The sequence below is a fragment of the Advenella sp. EE-W14 genome (genome assembly GCF_012923605.1).
Taxonomy (GTDB): domain Bacteria; phylum Pseudomonadota; class Gammaproteobacteria; order Burkholderiales; family Burkholderiaceae_B; genus Advenella; species Advenella alkanexedens.
Genome location: NZ_JAAVNG010000007.1, coordinates 236,533 through 249,114, shown reverse-complemented (window position 1 = coordinate 249,114; position 12,582 = coordinate 236,533). Strand labels below are relative to the sequence as shown.

The window sequence follows — 12,582 nt, the reverse complement described above, 5'->3', positions numbered from 1 at the left end:
GGTACAAACTGCATATTAAATATTCTGTTTCGCATTGGCGATCATTACATTCAGCTGCTGCCCATCAATTAAAAACAGGTTACGGTTGTATTTTGCCATTTCACCCGCTTCTTTCTCAAACTTCCCCGTTGTAAAGATGTAGCTGTGATGACTTTTTTGCTGGTTCATGCCAATCACTTCCTGCGAAATCTGGCTAACACCCACCTTGGCCGCCCCCCAGTGACGGGTAGAAACAAAACCACGGTTCCCTTCTTTTTCAATCAGAAAATCTGCAATACTTTGCAATTCACCGCTTGCATTTTTAACCTGATATCCTTTGGCTTGAAAAATCTCGGTAACTAATGCCGCAATTTTTTCTTCCGAAAAACTTTTTACTTCAGACAAGGGTACACGTTGATTGTTCAGGTTAATATATGAAGCGGAAGGTTTATTCCACTTCCAGACAAGATATACAACGACCGGGACTAGTAATAGAAAAATGTAAGTATCCATCTCAAGCCTCAGTTAGCAGATATATTTATGATACTGGGGCGCTGTGGCGCAAACCATTTAATTCCCCTCGTTTTTTAAAATTCGCAGTAAAAATTTCTGTTTTTCCAGCATTATAATACCTAAAGTATCTTAAAATTACCAAAAAGAAACAATATGTAAAAAACATAAGCACATAAGTAAACAACAAACCTGTCTGAAGAGGTCAACCTGTTATTTGCATTTTTTTTCAATTTCTTGTTTTTAATAATAATTAAACCAAGATGTACTACCTTTATAAAACACAATAGTACAATCACGGCAAGTCAATCCCACAAGGTTTTCAACAGCATGAGTCTTCATTACCTCGTCACCGGTGGAGCCGGCTATATCGGCTCCCACACGCTTATAGAAATGCTGCAGGCAGGTTATACCCCTGTTGTACTGGATAACTTTTCCAATAGCAACCACAAAGTTTTTGATCGTTTAAAAACCATTACCGGGACAGGCATTAAAGTCATCAATGGAGACATCCGCGACCGTAAACTGCTGGATGATATTTTTGCAGAACATGCCGCCCAGAATACACCCATCCAGGGGGTCATTCATTTTGCGGCCCTGAAAGCCGTGGGCGATTCAGTCAAACGCCCGCTTGAGTATTACGAAAACAATGTCGCCGGTACCGTTACCCTGCTACAGGCCATGCTGGCCGCTGGTGTAAACCGCATCGTCTTCAGCTCATCCGCCACTGTTTACGGCGAACCCGAATTCCTGCCCTATACCGAATCCCATCGAATTGGCGCCACCAACCCTTACGGCTGGACCAAGGTTCAGGTAGAACAAATATTAAAAGACACCTGCGTGGCCCATCAGGAATTTTCGGCCATTGCATTACGCTATTTCAACCCGATTGGCGCCCATGAAAGTGGCCTGATCGGTGAAAACCCACGAGATATTCCCAACAACCTTTTCCCCTTCATTACCCAGGTTGCCGTTGGCCGCTTAGAAAAGCTGAATGTTTTTGGCGACGATTACGATACGGTCGATGGCACCGGTGTCCGTGACTACCTGCACGTGAGTGACCTGGCACTGGGGCATGTAAAAGCCGTGAATTACGTTAATGAAAGCGCCCATAGAGGCTTTACAGCCATTAACCTGGGTACCGGCACCGGCACCAGTGTCCTGCAAATGGTGAGCGCTTTTGAACGGGTCAACAATATTAAAGTGCCCTATATTATTCAGGCCAGAAGGGAGGGAGACATTGCCTCTGCCTGGGCCAATCCGGAGTTGGCAGAAACCCTGCTTGGCTGGAAAACCACTCGCAGCATAGATGATATGTGCCGGGATGGCTGGAACTGGCAAAGCAGGAATCCTGAAGGGTATTGATACTCTGCTTGCTCGCAGCCAATCCAATAACACAGACCAACACAACAATCACCCGCGCCCTGTCTGCCAGACTCCTTCTGGCAGACAGGGCGTTTTACATTTTCAAGCATTGACACGACTTCATATTTCTTTATAATAACCACAAGTTCATCAAAAGAACATATGTTCATCATGCGAACTTTTATTATATAAAATACGGAGACTCTCAATGTTTTTTTCCAAGAAAATGCTTGCCCTGCTGGGCCTTGCCAGTTGCCTCAGCCTTGCCCCCTCAGTGCCATCCAGGCCAGTACCTCAAAATACCCGCAAAAACCTATCAGTCTGGTCATTGCTTTTCCAGCCGGCACCACATCTGACTCTATCGGACGGATTTTTGCTTCAGAGCTTAGTAACGCCTTAGGACAAAGTGTCGTCGTCGAAAACAAACCGGGAGGCAATGCGACCATCGGTGCCAAATATGTGGTCAATGCCAAGCCAGACGGCCATACCATTTTTCTAACAACCAATACGCCAATTTCGGCAGCTCCCTGGTTGTTAAAAAATGTTGGCTATGATCCCATCAAAGACTTCACACCTATCGGAAGAATTGGCAACCTCCCTTTTGTCCTGATTGCCAATAACAATGTGCAAGCCAGCAAAGTACAAGATCTCGTTAGCATGGCCAAAAAAAATCCGGGTAAGGTAACCTATGCCAGCGGAAATGCCACCGGTATTCTGGCGGGTGCGACCTTTGCCAAAAGAGCTGGTATTGATATGCTGCATGTTCCTTACAAAGGCTCACCCAATGCCTTGACCGATTTAATGGGCGGACGAGTTGACGTCATGTTCAATGACCTGTCCTCCAGCCTGCCCTACATTCAATCAGGCAAAATCAAGGCCATGGCGGTAGCCAGCGCCAAACCCAGTGCCATTGCACCAGAACTGGAGTCCATGGAAGCTGCAGGTATCAATAACTTTGACCTAAGCGCATGGATGGGCTTTTTTGGACCTGCCAATATGGATCCCGCCATCGTTGAACGTCTTAATACGGAAATCAATAAAATCATTGCCAATCCTGAAGTCTACAAAAAACTTTCAGATATGGGGTTTGATGCATTTGGATCCACATCACAAGACTTCGGCCAATTCGTTACCGGTCAACTGGATGTCTGGGGAGGCATGATCAAAGAAGCCGGTATAGAACCACAATAAAGTCCTCCCGACTTGATCAAATATAAACAATAAGTAAATCCCACATAAGCAGTCTTTTTGTTTATGTGGGTTATGTCATTATCAGGAACTGGAAAAAAGCAATGTCTCCTACCATAAAAAAAACCAGCTACGATCATGTTTCTGTTGAGTATCTGGTTCAGGGCTCCGGCACGCCAATTCTATTTTTACCTTCACTGGGAAGAGGACAAGATGATTTTGATGAATTAGCCCTGCTCATGGAACAAAAGGGGTTTAAGGTAATAAGGCCACATCCAAGAGGCATCGGCGCCAGCCTTGGTCCCATGACCGGTATTACCCTGAAAGATCTGGCCACCGATGTGGCTGCAGTGATTAAAGCCGAAAATATTTCACCCTGTATTATTGCAGGACACGCGCTTGGCAATTTCATTGCCCGCATGACAGCAACCCTGTTTCCAGAACAAGTGCGTGGCGTTGCGCTAGTGGCCGGCTCTCCAGGCAAAACACCCTCAGGTGATCCCTCCATTCCTCCCGACATCCTGGTATCCGTCAGCCAAAGTGGCAATCTGGCGCTCAGCGATGCAGAAAGAATCACGCACCTGAACAAAGCCTTCTTTGCCCCTGGCAACGACTGCCGTTCCTGGCTACAAGGCTGGCATCCTGAAACCAAAAAAATGCAGTGGGAAGCCTGGCATGCTACCCCCATTGATGCATTTTTCAAGGCAGGAAATGCGCCGGTACTGGATTTGCAGGCAGAGCTGGACACGGTCGTTCCACGGCAATACACCAGCTATCTGAAAAGTGAACTGGGTGAACGTGTCACGGTAACGGTCATTCCCAATGCCGGCCACGCCTTGGTCCCAGAACAGCCTGAGGCGGTATGCGAAGCCATGACAAACTGGGCGTTATCATTGCAGACAGACACAAGACATTAAGCGCTTACTTTGGCAAACGGCTCTCAAGCACATTCAAACCGTTTGCCAATAGGCTTTTATTTCCCCTGCGGCTTAACTGAAGGGAGCTCGCTTTCAAGCGGCATGCCGCACTTCACCCACCCGGTTTTCTTCATGATTTAAAAACGCATCGGAAAGTTGCTGGACACTTTCCTGATCATTCACGATACGCAACAACATATTGGCCACGTATTTCGGACTGATCACCTGCATGAAATGCCCTGAAGGAATAATCAGGGCTTGCGCAGCAGGACAAAGGCCAGACAGCCTTCTGATTTCGGCGGGTGGACGCAACGCGTCGAACTCGCCCCCGATAAACACCACGTTGCCGGATAATTTAGCCAGTGCTTCGGATAAATCCAGACCCGCCAGCATTTTATAAATCGCCCCCAAACTTCTTGAATCGGATGCCAGCCAGGCACAACGATAATCATGATATTTCTGTTTGTCTGTTTGCAGGCTTTCAGGAAAAGCAAGATCAAAAATCGCCTGGCCTTCAGCACGAATGCCTTTCTGGGCAATCTCGCTAGCTTTGAGTACCGCATTGTCACGTTTTTCTGCGGCAATACCACAAGCCGGAGCAAACGCCACCAAGTGGCTGACCCGCTCGGGATAACGCGCGGCAAAGCCGATCGCAATACCCGCGCCTACCGCTACCCCTGCAAGCACCACTGGTTGCGCTATACCCAACTTATCCAGCAGCATGGCCAGATCCTGAATATGCTGATCAATGCTGACCTCATCAACTATCTTTTCAGACAGGCCAAACCCACGCTGGTCATATCGCAATACCTGTGCCGATGCCGGGAAATAAGACAGCGTTTGCGTCCAGCTTTCCAGTGTCCCACCCATTTCATGCATCAATACATAGACAGGCCCTTTTCCTTGCCTGAATTCATACCTGATAGCACAATCATTCACTTCCATCCAAGCCATATCAGTCCTTAGAACATTTCCATCAATTTTGCATGATCGCCCTCAAAATCGGCAGGTACACCCCTGTAGATGATTTCACCCGATTTCATGACCACCACTCGATCCGACACATTCAGCGCTTCGCCCACCTGCTGCTCCACCAGCAGAATAGACATCCCTCTTTGTTTCTGCACGGCCCTGATCGGCTCCAGCAGATCCTGGAACAGTTTAGGTGCCAAACCAATAGACGGTTCATCCAGCAAAAGGATGGAAGGCTTGCATAACATGGCCCGACCAATGGAAACCATCTGCTGCTGACCACCCGATAACTGACCTGCCTTGCGCGTCCAGAAATCCTTCAGTTTGGGTAAAACCGACAAGACTTCCTCAACACGCTCGTCGGCCACCTGCCCGGTCATTTTGGCAGACCATAATGCAAGCGCAAAATTTTCCTTGACGGTTAATCCGGGAAACACCCCCCTGCCTTCAGGTACATAAGAAATGCCATGCCCCGCCATATCACTGGGTGAAGGCACAATATGTTGACCATTCAGCAACACCTCACCCGCCGAATAAGGCTGCAGTCCGAACAGGACTTTCAGCAAGGTCGACTTACCGGCACCGTTATGGCCAATCAAACATAAAATCTCATTCTTTCTCAGCTCAAGATTCATGTTTTCAAACACATTATGGTCATCATAGCCCGCCGACAGATTTTTGGCCTCAAGCGCAGATACTGCTTGCTCGGCAGCAGTGGCTGCCCCATTGTTTTTAGTTTCCACTCTGACTCTTCCCAAAATAAATGGCAATTAACTCTGGATCGCGCAATACCTTCTCAGGAACATCTTCTGCCAGTTTTTTTCCCTGATCCAGAAAGGCAATACGGTCGGCAAGCTGGGTCATCACATCCAGATTATGTTCAATCAGGCAAATCGTGACGCCATCTGCGGTTGCTTCACGCAGAATATTGATAAACCGGTTACGTGAGTTAAGATCCAGACCCGATGCGGGTTCGTCCAACAACCAGATTTTTGAACCGGTTGCCAGAATACGCGCCAAAGACAGGAACTTGGTTTCGGCATATGACAAATCCACCGCCCGCTTGTCAGCCATGGCAGACAAACCGGTCCTTTCAAGCGCCTTCTCAACCGTCTCAAGACGTTGATGCCAGGCCGCTTTGCCACCCGGCTGCCAAAACCATGATTCCGGCTCAACGGCCACCAGCACATTATCGCGCACGCTCATATGGGTAAACAGGCGCAAATCCTGAAAACTTCGGGCGATGCCCATCTGTGCAATACGATGCGGCTTCTGGCCAATAATTGATTTTCCGTGCAACAGCACGTCACCGGCACTGGCCACCAGGTTACCCGTCATCAAGTTGAAAATAGTGGTTTTACCGGCACCGTTGGGGCCAGCCAGCGCCGTTACCACCCCTTCCTGAAGGTCCATGTCTACCGATTGCACGGCAGCCAAACCACCAAAATTCTTGCTCAGTCCACGAACAGAAAGCAATACATTCGACATTTTTATTTCCCTCCTGTTTTACCGGCAATGCCTGATGGTTTGAAAATCATCAGCACAGCCATGAGTGAACCATAAATAAACTGCTGAACCGTACCGATTTCCGTAGGAGGAATAAAGGGAATGAAGGTCAGAATGGCAGGCAATATCAGCAAAAAGACAGCACCAATCAAGGGGCCGGAAAGCGTGCCAACCCCCCCGATAACCACCATCGCCAGCATCAGGATAGACTGTTCAAGCGTGAAGCTTTCAACGTTAATAAAAGCCAGATTGAACGCAAACAGCGTACCTGCCACCCCCACAATGGCACACCCGACAACCATCGCCAGGGTCTTCAGCAAGGGAACGTTCTTGCCAAAACTTTCTGCCGCGCTTTCATTGTCACGAATCGACATCAGGGCACGACCAAAGCTGCTTCGCATGAGGACCTGGATCACAGCCAGTGAGAGCAGCAAGGCAACCAGACACACTGCCAGAAAAGCCCCCGGCGAAGAGACATCAAAGCCAAACAGGGTTGCCGGTGGAATACCCACCAGGCCACCATGCCCGCCCGTCAGGGAATGGGCTTCACTGAAAATGGTAATGCCCACCATTTGCAAACCAAGACCGGCGGCCACAAAATACTCACCCCGCACCCGCAATGCCGGCAAGGCAAGCAAAAGTGAAAAGGCACCGGACACTACGGCACCAATCAGGCTGGCTAACAAAACATCAGGCACAATCAGCAAGGCAAACTGGGCACCGGCATACGCTCCCAGGCCAAAGAAAATGGCATGGGCAATACTGAAAATACCCGCATAGCCAACCAGCACATTCAGGCTGGCCGCCGCAATACTGTAAATGGTGGCCAGTGTTAACAGGTTAAGAATATAGTTAATCATCGTTTGACTGACGCTCCAAACAGGCCACTCGGACGGAACATAATAAAGGCGAACAGGATAAAGAAGCTGACTGCCTCACTCCATTGCGTATCCACGACGGTAATGACGAGATTTTCAATAATTCCCAGAAACAAACCCGCCAGCGCAGCCCCTTTCAGGCTGCCAATACCCCCTACAATCGTGGCGGCAAGACTGATCAGCATTACCTTGGAGCCGGATGAGGGCTGAATGCCAATGGAAATACTGGTTAAGATGGCAGCAGGCACCACCAGGGCCGATCCAATCACGAAAGCCAACACGGTCAGATTCTTCGCATTCAAACCAAAGGCTTCCAGCAGGCCCGGGTTTTCAGACAGGGCACGCAGGCCCAGTCCGGCATTTTTCTTTTCCAGAAAAAGTACGACCAGGCCGAACAGCACAATTGAAACGCCAATCGCCACTGCCAGTATGGGGGCCAGATACAGGCCTTCAATCACCTCACTGGCCATGGTCAGTGACGAACTGACCGTGACCGAACCACGACCAAAAAAATACTGGATCAGACTTTGTACGGCAATACTCACCCCAAAGGCGGCCACAAACACGGTAAAAAACGATCCCTCACTGCGCTGGATGGGACGATAAATAAAAACGGCCATCAAGATGCCAGCCAGTATCGCCATGACAAAGGAAACCAGGGTTGCCAAAGGCCACCACATGCCCAGCTGGATACACTCATAAAAAGCATATCCGGCTATCACAAAAGTCGCGCCATGCGCCACGTGAAATATTTTGGTTGCACCAAAAATCAATGCAAAACCGGCAGCAGTCAGCGCATATAAAATGCCCGTCTGTATACCTGAAGCCAGAAGTTGAAGAAAAAGCATTATTTATCCCTTTTGAAAGGAACCATTAGAAACAGTGATACAAAAACCAGACACCCACAAAATCGGATAGAGGCTGGTAGGCAATAACAGCACCAGACCAGCCCTTATCCTGTTGCAATCAGGCAAAGCCAATTACTTGATTTTTTCTGTCACGCCGTTAGTGATTTTATTAATCTGCATGGCAGCGGTTACGGTACCGTCATGGAAAGTTGCCTCACCACCCGCCAGATCAAATTTGCCAACCCGCTTCAGCTCCTCTACCAGGGTATCGCCCGTGACCGGTTTACCGGCCTCTTCCAGACCTTTGGCCAGATAACCAAACAACAATCCACCGTTGTAATAATTAAGACCATAGGTAGTTGGTTCAGTTTTGAATTTCTCACGCCAGCTCTCTACAAAGCGCTTCATGATGGGTTGATCCGATTTCCAGTCAGCACCCTGACTGGTAAAAATCAGGCCTTCACTTTCGGGCAGTTTTGAAATGGATGGAAAATTGGCAGCCCCATAGGTTAACAGCTGCTGCTTGATGCCTCCATCACGTACCTGTTTGATGATGTGACCAATCTGGGAAATATTGGGGCTGGCAATATAGATGGCATCCGGCTTGTCACTGCGCAGTTTGGCAATAATGGAAGAGAACTGCTGCAGATCAGGTGGAACGCTGTATGCAGAGGTAACCGTGCCCCCCGTTTCAGGCAATCCTTTTTTCAGCTCTTGCAAAATACCCTGTCCCAGGGCGTCATCAACATAAATGACCGATATTTTCTTGATATTGTTTTCACTCAGCCAAGGAATCAGGAATTTCACTTCCTGGTTGGCCAAAGGAATAATATTCCAGAAATAGGGAGACAATGAAGCCAGATCGGGTCCCACCGCCCCACCGTTGATCATCATGGCCTTGGCCCGCTGGCCAATCGGTGCCGCCGCCTTGGAGACACCGGTAAAGCCAACAAGAGTATAAACAGCCTTGTCTACACTGGTCAGGCGGCTCATGCCAATCGCCCCACCCTGTGGCGTACCCAAACTGTCCGCACTTTTGATTTCAACATTGCCCTTAAGCAATTTATCTTCCCTGATATGATCAAAAGCCAGTTGCACGGCATTGGTATAAATGCTGCCCGCCTCGGCATTCGGACCGGACATGGGGAACAGGGTTCCCACCACATAAGGCCCTGACTGGGCACTGGCGCTCATTGAAACCGCACCCAATAAGGCCAGGCCTGATATGAATGAAGTAATTTTCCTGTGTTTGTACATTGATGTCTCCGTTATATGAATTACTTTTTCCAGCTTTTTTTAAAAAGAAAGTTCTGCTTCCGTCCTTTCCTGCAAATACTCCCTGCTTACACCCGGTGCCATATCCACCACCCGGAAACCTGTTTCAGAAATATCCAGGACAGCCAGATTGGTATATACCCGTGATACCGCCCCGCTAGCCGTCAATGGATAAGCACATTGATTCATCAAGCGGGGTTTACCGTCTTTGGTGGTATGCTCCATTAAGACCCACAGTCTTTTGGCACCCACCGCCAAATCCATTGCCCCGCCCACGGCAGGTGCGGTATCTGTTTCTGACAAGGCCCAGTTGGCAATATCACCGGTTTTGCTCACGTCATAAGCGCCCAGCACGCATAAGTCCAGGTGACCGCCACGAATCATGGCAAAACTGTCAGCATGATGTACATAAGAACCCCCTTGTTTCAGGGTGATATATTGCTTGCCGGCATTAATCAGCCAGGGCTCAATGTCATCTTCACCCGGTGCCGGGCCTATACCGATCACCCCGTTTTCCGAGTGAAAAATCACTTCTTTGTCATCGCCTACATAATTGGCCACCAGTGTCGGAATGCCAATCCCCAGATTCACAAACCATCCATCACTGATATCCCGTGCCAGACGCGCAGCCATTTCATGACGGCTCCATGGCTTCACGTTTTCATCTAATGCTTTCTCTGTTAATGTTGTCATTTTTTTCTCCTAGAGCTGGGGTGATCCGTATGGAAGATGCAGTACGCGATCCACAAAGACGCCAGGGGTAACAATGGCTTCGGGATCAAGCTCTCCCAGTTCTGCGGTATGCTGGGTTTGGGCAATGGTTAATTTGGCGGCCATGGCACATACTGGATTGAAGTTTCTGCCCGACTGCTTATAGGTAAGATTGCCCCAGCGATCCGCCTGCCAGGCTTCAATCAGCGCGACATCACCCTGCAAGGCCTCTTCCAGCACATACTTGCGACCATGATATTCACGGACTTCTTTATTATTGCTTAACAGTGTATTCACACCCGTTGGCGTATAAAAAGCGGGAATGCCCGCACCGGCAGCCCGCATGCGCTCTGCCAGCGTCCCCTGTGGCACCAGCTCCAGTTCAATTTTCCCTGCCTTATACAGATTTTCAAAAATGGTAGAACCGGCAATCCTTGGAAAACTGCAAATCAAGCGACGCACCCGACCCGCTTCCAGCAAACGGGCCAAACCAATCTTGCCATAACCGGCATTGTTCGCCACAATCGTCAGGTCTTTGGCTCCCTGCTCAATCAAACCCTCAATCAGATGAACCGCTTGTCCCACCGCACCAAACCCGCCCAGCAGGATGGTTGAACCATCCTGTACCCCTTCCAGCGCTTGCGCTACTGAATTAACAAACTTTGAAATCATAAATTACCTGATCATTTGATTTTCAAGGACAGGTTGCACTGGCAGCCATTAAAAATGTTTGTATGCCAGACATTTGTCCAAATTATAAAGAAAAAAATAAAATGCTTGTAATATGGTTTGTACTAATATGCAGTACAAACCATTAAGGCATCGTTACTCAAATTTGGAAGAGCGTGGCGCCGATCCGGTAAAGCCCTCATTAACCGGACTATAAAAATAGAAGGTGATTTTCCTGGACTTGAATTTCCAGACCCCGTTTTCCCTGACCATCACATCATCGTAATGACCCGCCGACGTGTAAGAAACGCCATTGGAAATGGAAATGTATTCCATAGAGATACGACCCGTGGCCGTATCCCCATCAACCTGGACCGTGCCATTGGTACAAAAATGCCAGAACTGCTCGGCCACTTTAGGTACATCCTGCGAAAAAAACCGCATAATTTCCTGATGCCCGGAAACTTTCGACAGCCCTTCAAAGACCCCGTCTTCTGTAAACAGATCCACAAAATCATCCCACTGCATATCATCCAGCAAATGGCAATACCGCGCCCTTAACCTGATAATTTCCAGCTCATCTTCCACTTTCTGCAAACGTTGTTCCAACGATGATGTCATTTTTCCCCCCTGCTTATCCAATTACTTTGGCCACACCCGATACCACCTGATTAATCTGGATCGGCATGATTGATGTTGCGTTATCACTGAACTCAATATCACCACCGGCAAAATTGAAGCTGCGTATTTCACGCAAAGCTGCCAGCAGGGTATCGCCATTCACCGGCTCACCTTTCTTCTCAAGATGCTCTAACAGATAGGCAAAAAGCAGGGTCCCGTTGTAGTAGTTCTGGGCATAACTGGTAGGGTCGGATTGATGCTTTTCACGCCAGCCATTAATAAACCGCGATGTCAGGCTATCGCTTAAAGTCAGGTCATTACGCTGTGTCGTAAAAATCAGACCTTCCGCTTCGGGCAGTTTTGCCACCGAAGGCAGGCTGCCAATTGAATAAGTCATTAACAACTGTTTCAGACCGGCATCCCTGAGCTGTTTGACGATTTGCAGTTGCTGCGAACCGTAACTGGCAAAATAAATGGCCTCGGCATCGGTATTGCGGATTTTTGCCGCAATCGCGGCAAACTGCTCCATGCCAGGTGGCACGCTATAGGCGTCCACCAACTCTCCATCAATTTTGGGCAGTTCGGCTTTCAATTGCTTCAATACCGCCGCCCCCAATGGATCATCAATATAAACCAGGGCCACTTTCTTTTTACCCTGGGTTTTCAGCCATTGAATGGCCGGTGGAATTTCCTGGTCGGCCAAAGGAATAATATTCCAGAAATAAGGAGACAACTCACCCAGCTCGGGACTGACACCTCCGCCATTCATCATGATCACTTTCTGGCGAACGCCAATAGGGGCCGCCGCCTTGGAGACGCCGGTCACGCCCAGCAGCACATATTGGGCATGGTCCACGTTAACCAGACGCGACATACCCACGGCACCACCCTGAGGGGTTGCCAGACTGTCCTGGGCTTTCAGTTCGATGGGGCGTGACAGTTTGTTATCCTGCTTGATATGCTCCAGCGCCAGCATCACGCCATTCATAAAGACAGCCCCCAACTCTGCCACCGAACCTGACATGGGAAAGAGCGTTCCCAGCCGATAGGCTTCTTTGCCCTGCGCAAAAACATTGAATGAAGGTACCACGGCCAAGGCTGCCCCGGCTTTTAAAAGATCACGCCTGCTTATTGCCATTTTTG

General features: G+C 48.9%; 14 protein-coding genes. 3 read left to right on the top strand and 11 right to left on the bottom strand.

Annotation, left to right across the window (positions count from 1 at the left end):
• Positions 1-15: 15 nt before the first annotated feature.
• On the bottom strand, positions 16-492 hold the full coding sequence (locus tag HCX92_RS05290) for a restriction endonuclease (protein WP_169293884.1): 477 nt from the start codon (positions 490-492) through the stop codon (positions 16-18).
• A 327-nt stretch (positions 493-819) separates the two neighbouring features.
• Between HCX92_RS05290 and galE the strand changes: the two genes are divergently transcribed.
• The 3 genes from galE to HCX92_RS05275 all read left to right on the top strand — a co-directional run bounded on the left by galE (position 820) and on the right by HCX92_RS05275 (position 3,959).
• Positions 820-1,854, top strand: a complete 1,035-nt coding sequence (galE, locus tag HCX92_RS05285) for a UDP-glucose 4-epimerase GalE (RefSeq protein ID WP_169293883.1) — start codon at positions 820-822, stop codon at positions 1,852-1,854.
• Between the two features lie 252 nt (positions 1,855-2,106).
• Complete coding sequence (locus tag HCX92_RS05280) at positions 2,107-3,045, top strand: tripartite tricarboxylate transporter substrate binding protein (RefSeq protein ID WP_169293882.1); 939 nt, start codon at positions 2,107-2,109, stop codon at positions 3,043-3,045.
• Positions 3,046-3,146: 101 nt separating this feature from the next.
• On the top strand, positions 3,147-3,959 hold the full coding sequence (locus HCX92_RS05275; protein ID WP_169293881.1) for an alpha/beta fold hydrolase: 813 nt from the start codon (positions 3,147-3,149) through the stop codon (positions 3,957-3,959).
• A 93-nt stretch (positions 3,960-4,052) separates the two neighbouring features.
• Here HCX92_RS05275 and HCX92_RS05270 read toward each other — a convergent pair whose 3' ends face one another.
• From HCX92_RS05270 to HCX92_RS05225, 10 genes are all read right to left on the bottom strand, one after another.
• On the bottom strand, positions 4,053-4,913 hold the full coding sequence (locus tag HCX92_RS05270) for an alpha/beta fold hydrolase (RefSeq protein WP_169293880.1): 861 nt from the start codon (positions 4,911-4,913) through the stop codon (positions 4,053-4,055).
• 8 nt (positions 4,914-4,921) lie between these two features.
• Positions 4,922-5,674 (bottom strand): ABC transporter ATP-binding protein, encoded by a 753-nt coding sequence (locus HCX92_RS05265; RefSeq protein ID WP_371808392.1) that lies wholly within the window; start codon positions 5,672-5,674, stop codon positions 4,922-4,924.
• Entirely contained in the window at positions 5,664-6,419 is a 756-nt protein-coding gene (locus tag HCX92_RS05260) for an ABC transporter ATP-binding protein (RefSeq protein WP_169293879.1), read from the bottom strand. Before HCX92_RS05260 ends, HCX92_RS05265 begins: the two co-directional genes overlap by 11 nt.
• A gap of 2 nt (positions 6,420-6,421) precedes the next feature.
• Positions 6,422-7,297, bottom strand: coding sequence for a branched-chain amino acid ABC transporter permease (locus HCX92_RS05255; protein ID WP_169293878.1), 876 nt, complete (start codon positions 7,295-7,297; stop codon positions 6,422-6,424).
• Positions 7,294-8,163 (bottom strand): branched-chain amino acid ABC transporter permease, encoded by an 870-nt coding sequence (locus HCX92_RS05250; protein ID WP_169293877.1) that lies wholly within the window; start codon positions 8,161-8,163, stop codon positions 7,294-7,296. Before HCX92_RS05250 ends, HCX92_RS05255 begins: the two co-directional genes overlap by 4 nt.
• Positions 8,164-8,295: 132 nt before the next feature.
• Positions 8,296-9,420 carry an ABC transporter substrate-binding protein gene (locus HCX92_RS05245; RefSeq protein ID WP_169293876.1) on the bottom strand — a complete coding sequence of 375 codons (1,125 nt, stop codon included), beginning with the start codon at positions 9,418-9,420 and terminating at the stop codon, positions 8,296-8,298.
• A gap of 39 nt (positions 9,421-9,459) precedes the next feature.
• Positions 9,460-10,131 (bottom strand): 3-oxoacid CoA-transferase subunit B, encoded by a 672-nt coding sequence (locus tag HCX92_RS05240; RefSeq protein ID WP_169293875.1) that lies wholly within the window; start codon positions 10,129-10,131, stop codon positions 9,460-9,462.
• Between the two features lie 9 nt (positions 10,132-10,140).
• Positions 10,141-10,821 carry a 3-oxoacid CoA-transferase subunit A gene (locus tag HCX92_RS05235; RefSeq protein ID WP_169293874.1) on the bottom strand — a complete coding sequence of 227 codons (681 nt, stop codon included), beginning with the start codon at positions 10,819-10,821 and terminating at the stop codon, positions 10,141-10,143.
• 153 nt (positions 10,822-10,974) lie between these two features.
• On the bottom strand, positions 10,975-11,439 hold the full coding sequence (locus HCX92_RS05230) for a nuclear transport factor 2 family protein (RefSeq protein WP_169293873.1): 465 nt from the start codon (positions 11,437-11,439) through the stop codon (positions 10,975-10,977).
• 13 nt (positions 11,440-11,452) lie between these two features.
• Positions 11,453-12,577 carry an ABC transporter substrate-binding protein gene (locus tag HCX92_RS05225; protein ID WP_169293872.1) on the bottom strand — a complete coding sequence of 375 codons (1,125 nt, stop codon included), beginning with the start codon at positions 12,575-12,577 and terminating at the stop codon, positions 11,453-11,455.
• Between the last annotated feature and the right edge of the window lie 5 nt (positions 12,578-12,582).